The sequence below is a fragment of the Nitrospirillum amazonense genome, assembly GCF_007828035.1.
Taxonomy (GTDB): Bacteria; Pseudomonadota; Alphaproteobacteria; order Azospirillales; family Azospirillaceae; genus Nitrospirillum; species Nitrospirillum amazonense.
In genome coordinates this window covers 79,892-98,922 of sequence record NZ_VITV01000007.1, presented here as the reverse complement: position 1 = coordinate 98,922, position 19,031 = coordinate 79,892, and the positions used below count along the sequence as shown (strand labels likewise).

18 protein-coding genes are annotated in these 19,031 nt (G+C 68.7%); 3 read left to right on the top strand and 15 right to left on the bottom strand.

Going from position 1 to position 19,031, the window contains the following annotated elements; translation table 11 throughout:
- Positions 1-4: 4 nt before the first annotated feature.
- From urtC to urtE, 3 genes are read left to right on the top strand one after another with little or no spacing between them, the layout of a single operon-like run.
- Complete coding sequence (urtC, locus tag FBZ87_RS19420; RefSeq protein WP_246134490.1) at positions 5-1,111, top strand: urea ABC transporter permease subunit UrtC; 1,107 nt, start codon at positions 5-7, stop codon at positions 1,109-1,111.
- The gene (urtD, locus tag FBZ87_RS19415) at positions 1,108-1,914 is read left to right on the top strand and encodes an urea ABC transporter ATP-binding protein UrtD (RefSeq protein ID WP_145612251.1); all 807 of its coding nucleotides are present in this window, start codon (positions 1,108-1,110) and stop codon (positions 1,912-1,914) included. The genes urtC and urtD overlap by 4 nt, the downstream gene beginning before the upstream one ends.
- Positions 1,907-2,629: an urea ABC transporter ATP-binding subunit UrtE gene (gene urtE / locus FBZ87_RS19410; protein ID WP_145612250.1), complete on the top strand. Its 723-nt coding sequence runs from the start codon at positions 1,907-1,909 to the stop codon at positions 2,627-2,629. Before urtD ends, urtE begins: the two co-directional genes overlap by 8 nt.
- 7 nt (positions 2,630-2,636) lie before the next feature.
- Here the strand turns inward: urtE and FBZ87_RS19405 are convergent, their stop codons facing one another.
- The 15 genes from FBZ87_RS19405 to FBZ87_RS19335 form a co-directional block, all read right to left on the bottom strand.
- The gene (locus FBZ87_RS19405) at positions 2,637-3,056 is read right to left on the bottom strand and encodes a type II toxin-antitoxin system VapC family toxin (RefSeq protein ID WP_145612249.1); all 420 of its coding nucleotides are present in this window, start codon (positions 3,054-3,056) and stop codon (positions 2,637-2,639) included.
- Positions 3,053-3,304 carry a FitA-like ribbon-helix-helix domain-containing protein gene (locus tag FBZ87_RS19400; protein ID WP_145612248.1) on the bottom strand — a complete coding sequence of 84 codons (252 nt, stop codon included), beginning with the start codon at positions 3,302-3,304 and terminating at the stop codon, positions 3,053-3,055. The genes FBZ87_RS19405 and FBZ87_RS19400 overlap by 4 nt, the downstream gene beginning before the upstream one ends.
- Before the next feature lie 98 nt (positions 3,305-3,402).
- Complete coding sequence (locus FBZ87_RS19395; RefSeq protein ID WP_246134489.1) at positions 3,403-4,347, bottom strand: response regulator; 945 nt, start codon at positions 4,345-4,347, stop codon at positions 3,403-3,405.
- On the bottom strand, positions 4,340-7,792 hold the full coding sequence (locus FBZ87_RS19390; protein ID WP_145612247.1) for a hybrid sensor histidine kinase/response regulator: 3,453 nt from the start codon (positions 7,790-7,792) through the stop codon (positions 4,340-4,342). The genes FBZ87_RS19395 and FBZ87_RS19390 overlap by 8 nt, the downstream gene beginning before the upstream one ends.
- A 264-nt stretch (positions 7,793-8,056) precedes the next feature.
- Positions 8,057-9,214, bottom strand: a complete 1,158-nt coding sequence (locus FBZ87_RS19385) for a porin (RefSeq protein WP_145612246.1) — start codon at positions 9,212-9,214, stop codon at positions 8,057-8,059.
- Positions 9,215-9,456: 242 nt separating this feature from the next.
- The gene (locus FBZ87_RS19380) at positions 9,457-10,173 is read right to left on the bottom strand and encodes a class I SAM-dependent methyltransferase (protein ID WP_145612245.1); all 717 of its coding nucleotides are present in this window, start codon (positions 10,171-10,173) and stop codon (positions 9,457-9,459) included.
- Positions 10,173-10,865 carry a tetratricopeptide repeat protein gene (locus FBZ87_RS19375; protein WP_211107013.1) on the bottom strand — a complete coding sequence of 231 codons (693 nt, stop codon included), beginning with the start codon at positions 10,863-10,865 and terminating at the stop codon, positions 10,173-10,175. The genes FBZ87_RS19380 and FBZ87_RS19375 overlap by 1 nt, the downstream gene beginning before the upstream one ends.
- Before the next feature lie 122 nt (positions 10,866-10,987).
- Positions 10,988-11,857 (bottom strand): SDR family NAD(P)-dependent oxidoreductase, encoded by an 870-nt coding sequence (locus tag FBZ87_RS19370; RefSeq protein ID WP_145612244.1) that lies wholly within the window; start codon positions 11,855-11,857, stop codon positions 10,988-10,990.
- Positions 11,847-12,545, bottom strand: a complete 699-nt coding sequence (locus FBZ87_RS19365) for an iron-containing redox enzyme family protein (protein ID WP_211107012.1) — start codon at positions 12,543-12,545, stop codon at positions 11,847-11,849. Before FBZ87_RS19365 ends, FBZ87_RS19370 begins: the two co-directional genes overlap by 11 nt.
- 11 nt (positions 12,546-12,556) lie before the next feature.
- Positions 12,557-14,104, bottom strand: a complete 1,548-nt coding sequence (locus FBZ87_RS19360; protein ID WP_145612243.1) for an AMP-binding protein — start codon at positions 14,102-14,104, stop codon at positions 12,557-12,559.
- On the bottom strand, positions 14,097-14,756 hold the full coding sequence (locus tag FBZ87_RS19355; RefSeq protein ID WP_145612242.1) for a thermostable hemolysin: 660 nt from the start codon (positions 14,754-14,756) through the stop codon (positions 14,097-14,099). The genes FBZ87_RS19360 and FBZ87_RS19355 overlap by 8 nt, the downstream gene beginning before the upstream one ends.
- A gap of 117 nt (positions 14,757-14,873) precedes the next feature.
- On the bottom strand, positions 14,874-16,682 hold the full coding sequence (locus tag FBZ87_RS19350) for an ATP-binding protein (protein ID WP_145612241.1): 1,809 nt from the start codon (positions 16,680-16,682) through the stop codon (positions 14,874-14,876).
- Entirely contained in the window at positions 16,679-17,140 is a 462-nt protein-coding gene (locus FBZ87_RS19345; RefSeq protein WP_145612240.1) for a hypothetical protein, read from the bottom strand. The genes FBZ87_RS19350 and FBZ87_RS19345 overlap by 4 nt, the downstream gene beginning before the upstream one ends.
- The gene (locus tag FBZ87_RS19340) at positions 17,140-18,267 is read right to left on the bottom strand and encodes a hypothetical protein (protein WP_145612239.1); all 1,128 of its coding nucleotides are present in this window, start codon (positions 18,265-18,267) and stop codon (positions 17,140-17,142) included. The genes FBZ87_RS19345 and FBZ87_RS19340 overlap by 1 nt, the downstream gene beginning before the upstream one ends.
- 20 nt (positions 18,268-18,287) lie before the next feature.
- Positions 18,288-18,980 carry a response regulator transcription factor gene (locus FBZ87_RS19335; RefSeq protein WP_145612238.1) on the bottom strand — a complete coding sequence of 231 codons (693 nt, stop codon included), beginning with the start codon at positions 18,978-18,980 and terminating at the stop codon, positions 18,288-18,290.
- Between the last annotated feature and the right edge of the window lie 51 nt (positions 18,981-19,031).

Here is a 19,031-nt window from a genome sequence, read left to right as displayed (position 1 = left end):
GGATATGAGCATGCGCAAAGAGACGCCGCTGTCGGGGGGCCTGGCGGGCGTCACCCTAGGCCGGCCCATGGCCCTGACGCTGCCGGTGGTGGTCCTGGCCGCCCTGGCCCCCTGGCTGGTGTCGGCCTATGAACTGAACCTGCTGGCCCGCTTCCTGGCCATGGCGCTGCTGGCCATGGGCCTGGTGCTGGTGTGGGGCCAGGGCGGGGTGCTCAGCCTGGGCCAGGGGGTATTCTTCGGCCTGGGCGGCTACGCCATCGCCATGCACATGAAGCTGGCGGCGCTGGCCGACGGTGACCTGCCCGACTTCATGGTGTGGAGCGGCCTGGACGCGCTGCCCTGGTGGTGGGTGCCGTTCAAAAGCCCGCTGGTGGCCATCCTGGGCGTGGTGCTGGTGCCGGGCGCGCTGGCGGCCCTGTTCTCCTGGGCGGTGTTCCGGCGGCGGGTGGGGGGCGTCTATTTCGCCCTGATCACCCAGGCGCTGGCGCTGGCCTTCGCCACCCTGCTGATCAGCCAGCAGCCCTCCACCGGCGGCTTCAATGGCCTGACGGATTTCCAGACCGTGATGGGCCTGGAACTGGGCACGCCGGCGGCGGCGCATGGCCTGTACTGGCTGACCCTGGCCCTGGTGGTGGGGGTGTTCGTTGCCCTGCGCGCCCTGATGGCGTCGCGCTACGGCCTGTTGCTGCGCGCCATCCGGGATGGTGAGAACCGCATCCGCTTCCTGGGCTACGACCCCACGCCGTTCAAGGTGGTGGCCTTCACCATCGGTGCCGTGCTGGCCGGCCTGGCCGGGGCGCTGTTCACGCTGCACGCCGGCGTGGTGTCGCCGGCCCTGGTGGGCGTGGTGCCCTCCATCGAGATGGTCATCTGGGTGGCGGTGGGCGGCCGCAACAGCCTGGCCGGTGCCATCGCCGGCACCCTGGCCGTGAACCTGGCCAAGGACGGCGTCAGCAGCGCCTTCCCCGACCTGTGGCTCTACGCCCTGGGTCTGGTGTTCGTGCTGGTGGTGACCCTGCTGCCCGGCGGCCTGGCCGGCCTGGTGGCCGATGCCGGCGCGACCGGCTGGGGAAAGCGGCTTAAAACCTTGATCATTGGTGAGGCGAAATGAGCGCGCAGGCGACCGCGTCCCATATCGGCACCACCGCCCCCGCCAGCAACCTGCTGCTGGCGATGGATGGGGTGACGGTGGACTTCGACGGCTTCAAGGCCCTGAACGGCTTCAGCCTGACCCTGGACCGGGGCACCCTGCGGGTGTTGATCGGTCCCAACGGGGCGGGCAAGTCCACGCTGTGCGACACCATCATCGGCCGGGTGCGGGCCACCAGCGGCCGGGTGATCTTCAAGGACCAGGATATCACCCACCTGCCGGAGCATGAGATCGTGCGCCGGGGCATCTGCCGCAAGTTCCAGACGCCGGGCGTGCTGCCCGGCCTGTCGGTGGTGGACAATCTGATGATCGCCGCCAAGCGCGACCGTCGCTGGTGGTCATCCTTCCGCCACGGCGTGGCGGCGGAGGAGAAGGCCCGCGTGGCCGACATCCTGGAGACCATCGGCCTGGCCGACCGCGCCGCCGCCCCCGCCGGCCAGCTGGCGCATGGTGAGAAGCAGTGGCTGGAGATCGGCATGGTGGTGGCGACGCGCGCCGACCTGCTGCTGCTGGACGAGCCCACGGCCGGCATGGGCCCGGCGGAAACCAGCCAGACGGCCACCCTGATCCGCCGCCTGGTGGGCCAGCACACCGTGCTGGTCATCGACCATGACATGAGCTTCCTGGAGCAGTTGGACGCCCGCGTCACCGTCATGCACCAGGGCCAGTTCCTGAAGGAGGGCAGCGTGGCCGCCATCCGGGCCGACGCGGATGTCGCCGCCGTCTATCTGGGCCGGGCCAAGGAGAACACCCATCATGTCTGAACCGTTGCTGACGCTCACCGGGGCGGCGACATCCTATGGCCAGAGCCAGGTCCTGTGGGATATCGACATGGCGGTGCCGGCCGGCGGCGCCGTGGCGCTGATCGGCCGCAACGGCGTGGGCAAGACCACCCTGCTGAAGACCATCATCGGCGCCCAGCGCCTGACCGCCGGCCGCATGACCTTCCAGGGCCGCGACGTCAGCGCCCTGGGCCCCCACCAGCGCGCCCGCGCCGGCATCGGCTACGTTCCCCAGGGCCGCCACATCTTCCCCCACCTGACGGTGCGGGAGAATTTGGAGACCGGCCTGTCCGCCCTGGCCGGCCGCGGCGGCGGCGCGATGAAGGCGGGCGTGCCCGACCACATCTTCGACCTGTTCCCCAAGTTGGCGCAAATCATCAACCGCAAGGGCGGCGTGCTCAGCGGCGGCGAACAGCAGCAGCTGGCCATCGGCCGCGCCCTGGCGGGCCAGCCCAGCCTATTGCTGCTGGACGAGCCGACGGAAGGCATCCAGCCCTCCGTGGTCCAGCAGATCGAGGACGCCCTGCGCCGCATCCGCGCCGACCTGGGCGTCACCGTCCTGATCGTGGAACAGTACCTGGACTTCGCCTGGTCCTTCGCCGACAGCTACCGCGTCATGCAGCGCGGCCGCATCATCCGCGCCGGCAGCACGCGGGAGGAGACGGCGGCGGAGGTGGCGCACCTGGTGAACATTTGAGAGTAGACTATGGCGTCCAAGGATTGATCAGCGACACGCCGCAGCCGGAGAAATCGTCGGTATTACGGGTGGCTACTGTGGCGGCGAGCGAGTGGGCAATCGCTGCGATTTGGGCATCCAGGGTGGAGATGGGGCGCCCAGCCTGGCGTCTCACTGTTGTAATGCCCGCAAATGAAATCGCGGCCTGAGTGTCGAAGGGCAATATTCGGCCGGCGAAGTCGGCGACGAACATCTGTAGCGCGGCATTCTCCAAACCGACCCGCCGACGTCCCTCTGGGAGCAGGGCGATGCCTGACAGGATTTCAGCCTGGGTGATGGTGGTGGTGAACAATAAGGACGGGGGTTGTTGGTCAAGCCAACGCAAAACCGCATCCGATGGCGCCGGGCGCATCAGCTCCGATAGCACGTTGGTATCAAGAATAATCATTCCGGGAAGCTGGGCGGATTACGTAATGGCTCACGTGGGGGCAACGCCAGCTCCACGCCACCGAACGGGGCGAAGCGACGGCGGATCGATCCTGCCAAATCAGTCGGCGCCGGCGGTAGATCATGGACCAGAACGGCTTGCAGGATGTGCCGAGCCTCTTCCTCCATGGAACGTCCATGGCCGGCGGCTTGGGCCCGTAGGCGGCTCTCCAATGGTTCTTCCATGTTTCGGATGGTGAGGCTGGCCACGGCATCCTCCGGCTATCTGCGCTATGGGAAGTCTAAGCGCTGACGCGTAGTGCGGCAACATCGGGGGAGTGCGGAGGCGCCCATTTCAGGGTGGAACACTACCCCGCCATCACCCTTACGGCCACGGCGGCGGCGGACGCCCGGTTCTCAACCCCCAGCTTCACGAAGATCTGCTCCAGGTGCTTGTTCACCGTGCGGGGGCTGATGCCCAGGATGTCGCTGATGTCGCGGTTGGATTTGCCGTGGGCGATCCACACCAGCACCTCAGCCTCGCGCGCCGTCAGGCCCAGGGCCTGTTGCAGGGCGCGTTCCTCGCGGCCGGCGCCGGTCTCGCTGATGCGGAACAGGAATTCGTCCGGCTCGGTCTGGCTGAGGTAGGCGACCTCCAGCCGGCGGGTATCGTTCGCGTCCGGGCCGTCGATCAGGATGGACGGCGCGCCGTCGCGGCGCAGCTGGGCCAGGCGCTCCGCCACCGCCGGGGGCAGGCGGTCGGGGGTGTTCCCGCCGGACCCATCATCGGGGAAGAAGGCCGCCAGCAGGCGCTGCGCCTGGGGCGTGCACCAGCGCAAGCGCCCGCGCGCGTCGGTCGCCAGCAGATAGCGGCCGGTGGTGTCCAGCGCCACCTGGGCGCCGTAGGCGACGCGGGCGTTGGCCAGATGCACGCGGATGCGGGCCATCAGCTCATCCACCACGATGGGCTTGGTGACATAGTCGACGCCGCCGGCCTGCAGGCCCTGCACCACGTGTTCCGTCTCGCTGAGGCCGGTCATGAAGATGACGGGCAGGTGGGCCAGGGCCTGGTCGCGCTTCAGGCGGCGGCAGGTCTCGAACCCGTCCAGCCCGGGCATGACGGCGTCCATCAGCACCAGGTCCGGCGTCACCTGCTCCAGCAGCGCCAGGGCGCCCTCGCCGTCCGTCGCCACCAGCACGGTCAGGCCCGCCTGGTCCAGGGCGTCGGTCAGGAAGCCCAGGGTTTCCGGCGTGTCATCCACCACCAGCACGGTGTCGCGGCGGGCGGGGGCGGCCTGAACGGCATCAGTCATCGCCATGCTCCACCCGGTCCTGTCCATCGCCTGTACCGCCATCACTCCCTCCCGCCTGTGTCCGTGCCGCCTCCAGCACCGCCATATAGCGCTTCAGGTCGAAGGCGCGCACCAGGGTGCGCAGCTGGGCGGCGAAGGCGGCGGTGGCCGCGTCCTCCGCCTCCAGCTCGCGCAGCTTGGCCTCGATGCCGCGCACATGGCCGATGCGGCCCAGCTGCCACAGCGCTTCCAGATGCGGCTGGGCCAGGGCCGGCACGACATCGGCTGCCATGGCCGGCGGCGGCGCGTCGGCGGGGGCGTACAGCCACTCCAGGCCCAGCAGCGCGCCGATGCGTTCCAGCAGCACGTCCATGTCCACCGGCTTGATGAGGAAGGCGTCGTGCGCGGCGCTGCCGCCATCCTGCCCGCCCGCGGCGTCGCGGCCGGGGGTGTAGTCGTGGGCATTGGCCGACACCATCATGATCTTCAGGCGCGGCAGATCCAGATCGCGCAGGGCCGCCGCCGCCTCCCACCCCGTCATGTGGGGCATGGAGATGTCCAGCAGGGCGAGATCCGGCCGGCACTCCCGCGCTAGCGCTACGCATTCCCGCCCGTCGCGGGCGGCGAACAGCAGGAAATCCAGCGGCCGCAGCAGGTTCTGGATCAGGGCCAGATGGTCGGGGTCGTCATCGGCCACCAGCACGCGCAGGCGCGGGCCGGCATAGCCGTGGATGGTCCGAGCCGCCGGCGGGTCGTCCGGGCCGGACTGCGCCTCCGACAGCAGCAGGCGCACGGTGAAGGTGCTGCCCTGGCCGGGCACGCTGGCCACGGCGATCTCCCCGCCCATGATGCGGGTCAGCAGGCGGGTGATGGTCAGGCCCAGGCCGGTACCGGGCACGGCGCGGGCGTTGGCCATCCGCCCCCGCTCGAACGGTTCGAAGATGCGCTCCCTGTCCTCGGGCAGGATGCCGAAGCCGGTGTCCGACACCTCGAACTCCGCCACCTGGCTGCGATAACGCACGCGCAGGGTGGCGTGGCCCTGGGCCGTGTATTTCAGGGCGTTGGACAGCAGGTTGATCAGGATCTGGCGCAGGCGCTTCTGGTCGGTATGGACGAAGGCCGGCAGGTAGGCGGGGCGGTCGTAGTGGAACTGGATGCCCTTGGCGGCGGCCTGCAGGCGGAACATGTCCACGATCTGGTCCAGGAATTCCACCAGCCGTACCTTGTCGCGGGTCAGGCGCAGCAGGCCGCTTTCGATCTTGCTGATGTCCAGCAGGCCGTCCACCAGGTTGGACAGGTGCTCCGCACTGCGGCGGATGACGCGCACGCCGTCCGGGTTGCTGATGCTGGCGTCGCGTTCCAGCAACTGGGCATAGCCGAAGATGGCGTTCAGCGGCGTACGGATCTCATGGCTGATGCCGATGATGTAGCGGCTCTTGGCCACGTTGGCGGCCTCCGCCACCTCCTTGGCCTTCTGCAAGGCGGCGTCGGTGCGCTCGTGCGCCTCGATCTCCTCCATCAGCATGCCGGTCTGGCGCGCCGTCTCCTCCTCCGCCACGCGGCGGCTTTCCAGGGCCAGCACCAGCAGCCAGGCGGCGACGCCGGAGACGATCAGCAGGGCGAAGAAGACGATCCACAGGGTGGTGGCGACCACGCCGCGCGCCTCCGGCACCGCGGCGCCATACTGCATGCCGATGAAGGACAAGAGGCCGCCGTTGACCAGGGTGAACACGGCCAGGACGCCCAGGAAACGGGCGGTGCGGGTGCGCACGCCGCCCGCCATGCGGCTGGGCAGCAGGGTTTCCATCAGGCGGGCCAACTGGTCGGTGATGCGGCTCTGCTTCTTGCACAGATCGTGGCAGCGGCTTTCCAGCGTGCAGCACAGGGAACAGATGGCGCCAGCATAGGCGGGGCAATGGGCCATGTCCCGCCGCTCGAACACGTTCTCGCAGATGACGCAGCGGGCCTCCGCCGCATCGGCCGGCAGGTCGGTGTCAGGCCGCGCCAGGTAGTAGCGGCCCCGGGTGGCCTTGGCGATCAAAGGGGCGGTGACGAAGGCCACGGCCAGGCCGATGAACGGTGCCATGGCCTGGGGCAGGGGCCCCAGCAGCGGCTCGAGGGCGCCCAGCGAGGCGAGGGTGGAGGCCACGACCGACAGGGCCATGGCGCCCACGCCCACCGGGTTGATGTCATAGAGGTGGGCGCGCTTGAACTCGATGCCCGGCGGGCTCAGGCCCAGGGGCTTGTTGACCACCAGGTCGGCCGTCAGCGCCCCGATCCAGCCGGCGGCGAAGTTGGCATACAGGCCCAGGATGCCGCCGATCACGCGGAAGATGCCCAGCTCCATCAGCATCAGGGCCAGGATGACGTTGAACACCAGCCAAACCACTCGGCCGGGATGGCTGTGCGTCAGGCGGGAGAAGAAGTTGGACCAGGCGATGGACCCGGCATAGGCGTTGGTGACGTTGATCTTGATCTGGCAGACGACGACGAAGACGCCGGTCAGGACCAAAGCCATGGTGGGGGAGGACAGCATCTCCTGAAAGGCGATGTAGAACACCTCTGTCGGCTGGGTGGCCTGTTCCGCCGACAGGCCATGGCGCAACGCCACCACCGCCAGGAAGGAACCGGCCAGCAGCTTCAGCCCGCCCATGGCGACCCAACCCGGTCCGGTGGTGATCAGGGCCGTCCACCAGGCCCAGCGCCCGGTCTTGCGCAGGGTGGGCAGGAAGCGCAGATAGTCCGCCTGCTCCCCGATCTGCGGCAGCAGGGACAGCAGCATGCTGGCCGCCATGCTGAACAGCAGCGGGTCGATATGGCCATCGGCATGGCCCAGCGCGCCAGGGAATTCCCGCCAGGCGGCCAGGTCCGCGCCATGGTTCAGCGCCAGATAGGCCAGGGGCGCCAATTGCAGCAGCAGCCAGATGGGCTGGGTCAGCAGCTGCATGCGGCTGATCAGGCGGATGCCGTAGACGGCGATGGGGATGACCACCAGGGAACTGACGATGTGGGCCAGCCACAGCGGGATTCCCAGCGCCATCTGCAGGGCCGCCGACATGATGCTGGCCTCGATCGAGAACAGCAGGAAGGTGAAGCTGGCGTAGATCAGGGAGGTGAGGGTGGACCCCAGATAGCCGAAGCCCGCCCCGCGGGTCAGCAGGTCGATGTCCACGCCATGGCGGGCGGCGTAATAGGTGATGGGCAGTCCCACCAGGAACATCAGGACGGCGACGGCCAGGATGGCGGCGCTGGCGTTGCTGTAGCCATAGGTCAGGGTGGCGCTGCCGCCGATGGCCTCGCACGCCAGGAAGCTGATGGCGCCGAAGGCGGTGTTGGCCACGCGGAACGACGACCAGCGCCGCGCCCGTGTGGCGGTGAAGCGCAGGGCGTAGTCCTCCAGCGTCTGGCTGGCGGCCAGCTGGTTGTATTGGCGCCGTTCCCTGACGATCCGCTGCCGCGCGCTCATGCCCCCCGCCTTAATGGCGGCCCTGCTATCCCCCATCGTTCCCCGTGCTTCTTTCCCAAAGAGGCGGCCCCGCGACCGACTTTACCGGTCGCGGGGCTGTAAGGAAGCCCCCTCGGTCCCGTCCCCTCAAGAAAGGGGCCCGGCCAGGGGCAAGGTGGCTAGCCGCCGCCGGCAGGATAGGGGTGGGGGCGGGGAGAACCCCATGGGGCGTTTGACGTATGGTCCGGTTCAAATGCGGTTGGTCGCCGACGCGTCCTGCCGCTGTCAGAACTGCAGCTGCACGCCCAGAACCACGGCGTTGCCGTCGGATTTGCCGGTGGTGCTGGTGATGACGTATTCCGCGCTGATGCGGGCGTTGTGGCCGTCGATGATGTAGTTGACGCCCAGGTCCGTCTGGCTGGTGGAGATGCCGGTCAGGTCGGCATCGAAATGCTGGTAGCGCACCGTGGGCTGGAACTGGCCCCAGCCCACCTTGGCCGGGATCAGAAAGGCGCCGCCCACCAGATAGGCCTTGCCCTGGGTCAGGCCGCCGACATTGTCGGTGGGGCCGGCGCCGCCGAAGCTGCTGGGCACGTCGGCCACGCCGCCGGTGTCGTACTGGTAATAGGCGCCTTCCAGCGTCACCACGCCGATGCCGTCCAGCTTCTTTTCGAACAGGCCGTCCACGTTCCAGGCGGTGTAGTCGCCCCGCCGGGCCAGGGTGCCCACGCCGTCCTGCTGGTACTGGGCGGCAAAGGCCAGGGTCAGCACGTCGACGGAACCATAGTAGGTGCTGCTGGTGTAGTAGCCGGGGTCGGGCTCGGCATCCAGGAAGTTATAGGCGACGCGGCCCGCGTACAGCAGGTTGTCGGACTGGTTGCTGGCGCCGGTGATGCGGTTGTGCCCCTCGAACGCACCGACGGAATAGACCAGCTTCTTGTCCAGCAGCTTGCCCCAGACAGTGGCGCCGTCGTCGCGGCCGGCGAACTTGGCCGGGTACTGCGACACGGTGCCGGGGTAGGCCCAGGTGTTCAGATAATAGGGGCCGTCCAGGTTGGCACGGTCGCTGGGCGGCAGCATGCGGCCCACCCACAGGTTGATGCCGTCCGCCGGCTCGAACTGGGCGTAACCGTCCAGCACCTCCACCCGGCCGGCGCTGTCGCGCTCTGTGTTGAAGGTGGCCTTGATCATGGGCGTCAGCTGGCCACTGATGTAGAGGCGCACGCTGTCCAGGTTGAAATCGGCGGAGCGCGAGGTGCCGTCCGGCGCCCCATCCTCCACGCTGGTGAAGCTGGCGCGCACGCCCAGGCCCACTGTGATGGATTTGTCGCCGCCGGCGGAAATGGTCTCGCCCGCCTGCGCCGCCAGGGCGGGCAGGGTGAGGGCCGTGGCCAAAAGCGCCAAGCGCAGGCGGCGTTGCGTCGTGTTGATGATGCCCGACATGATGTATTCCCCCGTCCTTAGGTCCCATTGCCGTTATCGGTGCCGGGAACTCAGGTCCCCAGCGTCGGCTTCAGGGGCAGGATGGGGGTGGGAAAGCGAAATCCTAATACGTCAAACTGCGTATGTTTTGTTTGCTGGTGATGGTCTAAATAAAAGACCATTGTGCAAAACCGGTATTCTCATAAACTGTTCTCTGTTGCTGGTTCGCCGTTTTTTGATTTTCGATTCCACATAAAGATTGCCTATAATTCAGCGCCAACCTGTCGCAACGGGCGGGAGGGCTGGTTTTCGGCAATGGCGACAAGGCCGGTCATCCCATACCCCAGCCGCACGGATCGGATGGAGATACCGGCACCGGGAAAGCCGCCCGCCAGCAGCATGGCCCGCAGGTCCAGGGGCGTGAACAGGCGGTGGGTGCCGGTCCCGGCGAACGGCCAGCGCTGCATGGTGGCCGCGTCCGTCACGTAAACCACCAGCCGTCCGCCCGGTCGCAGCACGCGACGCGCTTCCCGCAGGACATCGGCCGCGTTCTGCCAGAAATAGGCCACGTTGACCGCCAGCATCCCGTCGACCGCGCCGGCCGGAAGCGGCAGCGTATCAAAACGGCCGAGATGAAGGTGGAGCTGTCCCTGCTGTCGGGACTGCCGGTTGAGCTTGGCCGCCTGTTGCAGCATCACCGCCGACTGGTCGATGCCGTGGACGGTGCCGGCTGGCCCCACCGCTTTCACAGCCAGGGCCAGCGCATGGCCCGGACCGCAGCCCAGTTCCAGGACCGTGTCGCCGGGGCGGGGCGCCAAAGCCTCCACCGCCACCCGGTTGGGATGGGCGTTCAGGCGGTTCATGACCAAGCCCAGCAAATGCCCCAGGACGCCGGTGGGATGGCGCAGTTGGCTACCCAGGGCGTGCCAGGCCGCGCGGAAACGGATCGGCGGCCGCGCCAGCTGATTGAAGGCGTCCATCACCCGGCCGCCAGTTTCTGTTGCGCACGCTTCAGCAGCGAGCGGATTTCGACGCGCCGTCCCGCGTCCCAGACGGGCCGGTCGGGGGTGAGCGGCACGGCCAGGCCGTGCGCCAGCACCTCCGCCGCCTTGCGGTAATCCCCCTGTTCGAACAGGAAGTCGCCATAGAAGTAGTTGGCGTCCAAGCCATCGGGATTGATCGCCAGTCCTTCCTCCAGGTAACGGCGGGCCTTGTCATCGTCGCCGAAGCTCAGGGGAAAGCCAGGCACCTTGTAATAGAGGGAGCCGAGGCTGGTGGGCACAGCACCTCCCACCGCGCGATAGTCCAGGCGCCCTGCCGTCTCCAGCAGCGTGCGGGCTTCGCGCGCCAGGGAAAGCGCGCCCATGCCACCCTTCAAGCCGGCCAGACTGCTGAGGGTCAGGGCTTGCCAGATCAGAGGTTCGGCATGGCCGGGGTATTGCGATGCCAGCTGGCCGGCCTGGTCGGCCAGTGCCGTCATGGCTTGCACGCGCGCGTCGTGATCCGTCACCTTGAACGAGATGTGGGACCATTCCCGTTCCACGCCGGCCAGGGCGGTCAGCATCCCGGATGGCGTGGCATCGGTCGCGACCGTCTGGGCGATGGCCTCGCTTTCCATCGGCGACGCATGCCCTGCCGCCGGTACCGACAGGGGGAGGAGGGCGACCGTCATGGCGAGGGCCAATCGGCGCGCCCTAGGCGTGAGGGTATGATCCATAGGCGGCGGTTCCTTTTAGAGTGTAATCGCCTCGGACGGGCTCATCCGAGGCGTGAATTGCATGACGAAACAAAAGCTTAAACCAGGGGCAGGCAATCGACGCGGGGGCTGGTGCGACGGCCGGGCTGCGGTGCTGGCACCGGCGGCGCCATCAGCGCGTCCAGGGGACCGCGCCGCAATTGGCGCCGCACCGCGGCATCGACCAGGCGGGGGAATAGGCGCTGGAGCAGGACGAACAGGCGTTCCGGGCCGGCGGGATAGGCGGTGTCGGCGCCGGCCAATGCTGCGGCCCATATCCGTTTCGCGATGGCCGCCGGCGGGTCCGTCGGCATGTCCAGCAAAGCCAGGAGCGGTTCAAGAGCCTCCGTCGCGGGCGTGCGGGCGCCCCGCGGTGCGGCATAGGTCACGCCCACGCCCTGGCATCGCAGTTCCCGCCGCAAGGCGTCGGACAGGCCGCGCAAGCCATACTTGGACGCGCAATAGCCGGCAAACAGGGGATAGGGAATATCCCCCAGCAGGGAACCGATGTTGACCACCCGCCCGGCCGCGGCGGACAGCAGCGGAAGGAAGTCCCGCGTGAGGGCCAGCGGTGCCATCAGGTTGGTGGCCACCAGCGCGGTCAGCGTGCGGTCGTCCAGGGTCGACAAGGCCCCCGCCCATACCAGGCCCGCGTTGTTCACCAGAAAGTCCAGCCCGCCGGCATGGTCCCGCACAGCGTCCACCAGGGCCCCGCGATCCTCGGCCAGGGTCACGTCGGCTGGCAGGACAAGGCACCGCGTGCCGGGTCGCAACAGCGCCTTGGTGGCATCCAGCGGCGGGCGCCGCCGTCCGACCAGAACCAGCCCCAACCCCCGCCGCGACGCTTCGACGGCCAGCGCCTGGCCTATGCCCGAGCCGGCGCCGGTGATCAGCGCGGTCATGCCGCTTGAGGCGGAGTCATGCGGCATGGCAAGCATCTCCTTGCGCGCTGTCCAAGCCCCGGCTCAGGTCGCGGAAGATGTCGCCATAGAGGCGATAGACCATGTTCGCCGTGTCGGCGATGACCGGCAGCGCCTCCGGGGCGCGCAAACCGTCGACCAGCTGTTGGAAGAAGGCCACATGCTCCTTATCCAGCGCCCCGTGGGAGGTCAGGTAGCGGAAGCCGGCGGTGCCGTCGCTCCGGTAGGCCCGTTGCAGGGCATCGGCCGCGCGGGAGGCCAGCAGCGTCGACATGCCCTCCAGGACATGGACCATGCCCAGCAGGGCGTAAGGGCTGACGCGCTCTATGGCGTCGTAGACATAGGCCAGCATGACACGGCAGGCCTGGCCCGGCACGGATGCGGCCACCCGCGCGGCATCACCGCCCGCCGCGTCGATGTCGTCCAGGATCCATTGCTCGTGCCCCTGTTCCTCGGTGATGTAGTCGAACAGCGCGGCCCGGTAATCCTCGTCGTTCGTCCGGGCCGCCGCCAGGGCCAGCAGCCGGCAGGTATGGCGCACATGATGGTAGGCCTGCGCCAGGAAATCACGATAAAGCGGCAGCGGCACGGCCCCATCCATTGCCATGCTCAGCACGGGGATGGACAGGAAGGCGCCACGGGCTTGGGCGGTCTCCGCGAGCAGGCGCTGATAGGGTGTTGGTGAGGTGTCGGGCAAGGGGGCCTCCGTCAATGGTCGGTGGTCGAATGGTCCAGCGGGGTCGGGATCGCCGGCATGGCCGGTGGATGGAGCTGCAGGTGGTAGGCCGCTGTGGTTTCCCGGCGGCGCAGCCGTCCGTTGGCGGTGAGCAGGCCGCGCGCTGCCAGGTCGCGCAGTGGTGCTACGTGATGCCGGCGGGGCCGGGCATAGGCAGGCAGGCCGGCGGCGGCGGTCGATGCCAAGGCAGCGATGGCGTCGTTCCCGGCGGCCTCGAACCATGATTCCGCCGCCGGCGCCGGAACCAGCAGCATCGCCAGCCCGTCCATTCCGCCATCGCTGAGCAGGCAGTGCGACAGGCGGGGGTCGTTCAGGAAATGCGCCTCCACCCATTCCGGGCTGATGTTGCGCCCCCCGGGCGTCACGATCAGGGCGTCCCGCCGTCCATGGACCGTCAGGTGACCGTCGTCATCGAAGGTCCCCAGGTCGCCGGTGCGCCAGGTCGCCGGGCCGGCAGGCTCATTCGCTGGCGTCGTCCCCAGATATCCCGACATGACCGACGGGCCGGTGACCACGATCTCCCCCCCGTCGAGGGTCACGCGCAGGCCGGGCAGGGGCCGGCCCACCGTGCCAGGCCGCCGCTGGCCGGGCCGGTTCAAGGCCACGACCGAGCAGCACTCGGACAGGCCATAGCCTTCGTGCACGGGAATGCCCAGGGCCCAGGCCCTCTCGGCCAGGGCGGGGGGAACGGCCGCCCCGCCCACGGCTACCAGGCGTAGCCCCGGTGGGACCGTGCCGCCCGTCCGCTCCAGCTCCGTCACCCAGGCGGCCAGAAGCTGGGGCACCAGCATGAGGCAGGTCGGGGCCGCGGCGGTGATGGCGTCGGCCAGCCGCAAGGGGGCCGGGCCGGGGGCTGGACCACCCATGCGGTCCGTGAGCCCGGGCATCAGGGTCACCCGCGCACCGGCGCTGAGCGGCATGGTGATGGCGCAGAGGGTCTCCAGCAACAGCGCCATGGGCAGAAGGCTGAGGTAATGGTCGTCGGGTCGGGCGTCGATGGCCTGGGCCAGCGCCAGGGTGCTCCATGACAGCTGGCGCCCCTCCAGCAGCACGCCCTTCGGCGTGCCCGTGCTGCCCGAGGTGTAAATGACCTGCCGCGCCGTTCCGGCGAGGTCCAGGGCCGCGGTGGCCGCGGTCATGGCTGGGACGGGCTGGAGGGGCAGGTCCGAGGGGCCGCCTGGGCCCGGATCCGCGTCGGGTGTGTGGATGATATGGGTGATGCCGGCGTCGGCGGCGATGTGCCGGCACTGGGCGGCTGAGAAGAAGGGCGGCAGCGGGACGGCGGTATAGCCCGCCTGCCAAATGGCCAGTTGGGCCACGACCCATTCGACACGGTTGGCGCCCAGGATGCCCACCACAGGGCGCGGGCCGGCTCCCCCCAGCGCCGTCAGCGCCTGCGCCGCGCCGGCGACGCGGGCCGCCAACTCCGCATAATCAAGGGACGAGATGCCGTCGGTGACCGCCGGCCGGTGGGGCGTGACGGCGGCGTGCCGGCGCATGGCGCGCAGGATCTCATGCATGCGCCGCCCCCGCAGCCGCTTCCGCCGTTCGCGTCGGCCCGGGGCTCAGGAACGGCCAGTCATCCGCCGCGCACACGGCCGGGGCGCTTTCATAGTAACGTCCCCAGGCGGCGGCATCGGCTTGGCGGGCGGAGTCCGCCTGGGCCAGGACCAGCAGGGGCGGATAAAGGCGCGCCAACAGCTGCCGCAGGCGCGACGTGGCCGTGAAAAAGCACCAGTCGTAGCCGTCAAGGGCCCCCCGGCAGGCCAGGCTGTGGAAAAAGCCGGCGGACAGGTCGGCGCGGCGGCTGACCAGGGTGGTGATCTCAAACACCCGCGCGCGGTGCACGTGGCGCCCGCTCCTCTGGCCAAGGACGCGCTCTATGGGCTGGTCAAGATAGGCTTCGGAAAAGAAACCATCGGCGGTGGTGCGCACGCCCGCGGCACAGGCGGGGTTCCCGTGCTGATCGAACGCCGCCATCATCAGGCGGGGAAAGCGGCCTATGCGCGCGCCATAAGCCTGGGCATAGGTTTCGCGGACCAGCTGCTCAACGGCGGGCCGGGATGGATGACCGGCGGACAGGACCACGATGTCGGTAAGCCTCGCCTGGGCCGACACGGACCTGCAGGCGTCTTCCGTCGGGACGGGGCGGGGATGGGGGTTCGCATTCATGGGGCCGCGCCTTCGCTGGTGGAACCGCGCCTCGGCCGCCGTCAGGGCGGTGAAGCGATGGGTCCCATGCTAGGGCCGCGCGTCGTGGAGTTGTGTGGACTTGCCCACCGGTTATTTTCAGTTCTGCGGCGTGTGCGGCATGGCGGGCAGGGTGATTTCGACCACCAGCCCGGTGGGATGGTTGTGTGTCGCCCTTACCGCTCCGCCATGCAGTTCCACCACGCGTTTGCAGATGGTCAGGCCTATGCCGGTGCCGCCGGTGTCGCGGGCTCGGGCCGGATCCGCGCGGTAGAACGGATCGAACAGCTGCCCGATGGCGTCGTCGGATACCCCCGGGCCCCTGTCGGCCACGGTCAGGCTCAGGCCGGTGGGGGCGTTCGCCGCCGGCGTCGCCAGGGTCACGGTCACCTGCACCCCCGCCGTCGTATAGAACAGCGCATTGCGGATGACGTTCTCGATGGCGCGGCGCAGCAGGTCGGCGTTACCCGGAAGGACGCCGCCGTCCGGCAAGTCCGGCGCCACCACCAGGGCCAGGTCACGCTGCCGGTCGGGCCGTTCATAGGCGGCATCGGCGATGATGGCGCGCAGCAGGTCCGGCAGGTCCACCGGGGCCCGCTGCAACCCCGCAGCCGCCCCTTCAAGCCGGGCCAGGGTCAGCAGTTCCGAGGCCAGGGCGGCGACGGCCGCGATCTCCTGTTCCATCCGGTCGAAGTGGCGGGGGGCCTGCGGTTCCACTTGGCGCCGGGCCAGGCCCAAGGCCATGCTGAGCCGGGCCAGCGGCGACTTGATCTCATGGGAGATGTCGCTGATCAGGCGCCGCTGGGCGGTCACGGCGGCCTCCAGCTCGGCTGTGCGGTCCGCCACCTTGCCTTCCAATGTCAGGTTCAGGTGTTCCAGGTCGCGCATGCTGCGGTCACGCTCCGCCCGGGCGTTCCGCAGGCTGGCCGTCATGCGGTTGAACGAGCGGGCCAGGAAGCCCAGTTCGTCCTGGCTGGTGACCGGGACCTGGATGTCCAGCTGGTCCGTGTCGGCGATGACCCGCACCGCCCGGGTCAGTTCCATGATGGGCGCCGTCAGCCGCCGGCCCATCCAGCGCACGAAGGCGAAGATGGGCGCCGCGAGCAGGATGCCCAGCAGGGCCAGTTCCAGCGCGACCCGGCGCAAGGGCCGCGTCACGACCGACATCGGTTGCGAAACGACCACCTGCCAGGACCGCAGCAGGCCATCCCGCTGCACGGAACGGCCGGTGATGTGGCTTTCCCTGTCCATGTCGGGATCGGCCGCGCTGGACAGGACGGCGGGATGGGGAGGCCGGCGGACCAGCACCGTGCGGGGTTCCACCCCGCTCAACAGCGTCTCGACCATAGTCCATGGCAGGGCGATGACCAGGGTGCCCACGCGATAATCCGGGGCGAAGCTGCCGAAGATGGGAATGGCCAGGGCGACGACGTCCCCGCCCCCCAGCGGGTTCCGATGCTTGTCGAAGAAGGTGACGCCGTGGGCCGTCACGGTCCAGGCCGCCGGAAGGCGGGTGCCGCGCGGCGGGGCGCCGTCGTCGCCATCGGCGTCGGCAATCAGGGCGCCACCGGCATCGAAGGCGTAAATCCCACCCGCCAGCCCGTATAGGCGCTGCAGCGCCTCCAGCGTCGTCCCGATCCGCCGGTCAACGTCGCCGGACACCAGGTCGTTCATCACCTCCAGCTGGGCCCAGGCGGTCAGGTCCGTCGCCAGCTCGTCCATCCGATTGCATAGACGCTGGTATTTCAGGTCCGCCACCTGGGCCAGGCCGCCTTCGGCGGAATCCAGCAATGACCGGTGCACGCCGGTGTACACCACCGCCGCCGTCAGCCCATAGGTCAGCAGGTATATCGCCAACAGCGCGCCGACGATCTTGCGTCCGATGGAACTGCCGATGGCGGCCTTCATGGGCCGCCCCCGCCGGAGCCGGCCGCGACGGGCAACCTGGCCAGGACCACGACACCCTCCGGCACCCCGCCGCCGCCGCTGACGTACCCGACCGAGCCCGGCACCCGGCGAATGAAGGTGAGCAGCGCCTGTTCGGATTCCTGGACCACCGGCGGTGCCTTACCCTTGAAGTGCATCTCATTCCAATAAACGATCAGGCTGGCGTTATCCTGGTGCAGGACGCCGGCGGTGAAGCGGGTGCGGACCTCGCTGGAGATTTCGCGGTTCACGGGGATGATCGCGTTCCCGTCGGGCCATAAGGTCAGGCGCAGCAAGTAGATCGCGGCGACATCGCCGGTGCTCAGCGGGTGGCCCAGGGTTACCGACGGATTGGCCACCACCAGGATGTCCTCTCCCCGCGCCATATCCGACAGGAACAACCCTATCAGAACCGCCAGCAGGGGCCGCCGCCGCCGCATCAGAACAGCACGGACCAGGAGGCGAACAGGCCGGTGGGGTTGACCGGCGGCCCACCGACGTTCAACAGGTATTCCAGCCTGAAGACCATGGCCGGCTGCGGCCGGAAGGCGAAGCCGGCCAGGACGTCCTGGGCCGTCCCGTCGCTCGCAGGGCCGGCCTGCCCGGCGCTGGCGGACGCGGTGCCGCGCCCATCATAAATCTCGTACCAGCCGTAGATGGACCACCGGTCATCGAAGGCGTAGGACGGCGCCACGTACGCGCTCCACTCCAGGCTGCGCGGCGTCTGCACGCCAGCCGGCTGGGAAAGGGAGGACACCACCCCTTCACCCTGCAATGTCACCGGGCCCATCGTATACCGGAAGTCGACCCCCGCCAGATGCTGTTCCACCCCCAGCCGGTCGATGGTGCGCTGAACCGAAAACCCCACCTTGTCCAGCAGGCCCAGGGGAAAGCTGACGTGCAGGCCTTCGACCAGGCGGTAATGGTCATCGACGATGCTGTCCGGCCGCGCGGAGAATTCGTCCATGGGCTGCCAGTAGACCTGGACGTCCGGCCAACGGGCCTCGGGATCGTTATACAACACCGACAGGCCGGTGGCGTACTGGCTGAAGCCGCGGTAAGTCGCCGCCGGCCGGACCGTTGACAGCACCAGTGGCGCCGCGTGGATTTGGTTCCAGTCGCCGACCGGCGCCAGCATCTTGCCGAACCGTATGGTGAAGCCATCCGGCAACTGGACGTCGTCGTAAAGGCGCTCCAGCACGACATAGCCATGACCCTTTCCGCCATCGCCGCCGTCATCCCCCTTCGCCCAAGGCAGGAGGTTGAGCCCCGTCAGTTCGGCCTCCATGAAGGGGTTGACGAAGATGCCGACATGCGCGCTGGCGTAGAGACTGAGATCCTCAAGGCTCAGGGTCTTGCGGCCCTGGTCGGGCAGGCTCGCGACCAGGCTGGAATAGCCCGCCAGGTTGACCGGACCGACGTTGAACCCCTGGCCCGGCACATAACTGTCCGCCGGCTCGGCCTCTTGCGCCCGGGCGGCACCAGCCCCCAGGGCGGCGACCACGATGGCGCCGGACAGCCAAGCGGCCTGCGCAAGACGGGAAAGGTGCCGGAAGATCATGGCCATCGGAACAGATCCCCACCCCGTCACGATGGGGGCAGGGCGTAAAGATAGCCGACATTGCGGATGGTCTTGATAGGCTGCTCGCCATCGATGATGGTGGCGTCGAGTTTACGGCGGACCTTGCTCACCAGTGTGTCGACATTGCGATCGGCGCCGGCCGCGTGATGCCTGCCGAACGCCGCCGCCGACAGCTCATCCCGCGAAATGATGCGGCCCGCGCCGCGCAGGAGGTGTTCCAGCAGGCTGAATTCCGCCGAGGTCAGGTCCAGCCGCCATTCGCCGTTCCAGGCGACGCGGGCGGTCGGGTTCAGCCGGACGCTGCCCACCTGCAGGTCCGCCGGCGCCTTGTTGGCCCCGCCGTTGACGCGGCGCAGGACGGCGCGAATTCGGCTCACCAGTTCGCGGGGATTGACGGGCTTCGGCACGTAGTCATCCGCGCCGATTTCGAAACCGACGATGCGGTCGACGTCGTCATCGCGGGCCGTCAGCATGATGACGGGCACGTCGGATCGTTGGCGAAGGCGTTTCAGGACATCGAAACCCGACAGCTTGGGCAGCATGACGTCCAGCACGATCAGGTCCAATTCCTCCGGCGCATGGTCGAAGCATGCGGCGCCATCATGGGCCGCGTCGACGGCGAACCCGTCCTGTTCCAGATACTCGCGCAGCATGTCCACCAGCGCGACATCATCGTCAACGAGCAGTATTCGATCCATGCCTGATTATTGGCGAACAGGGGAGCCAAGTCGACTGTCGCCCATGGTGGG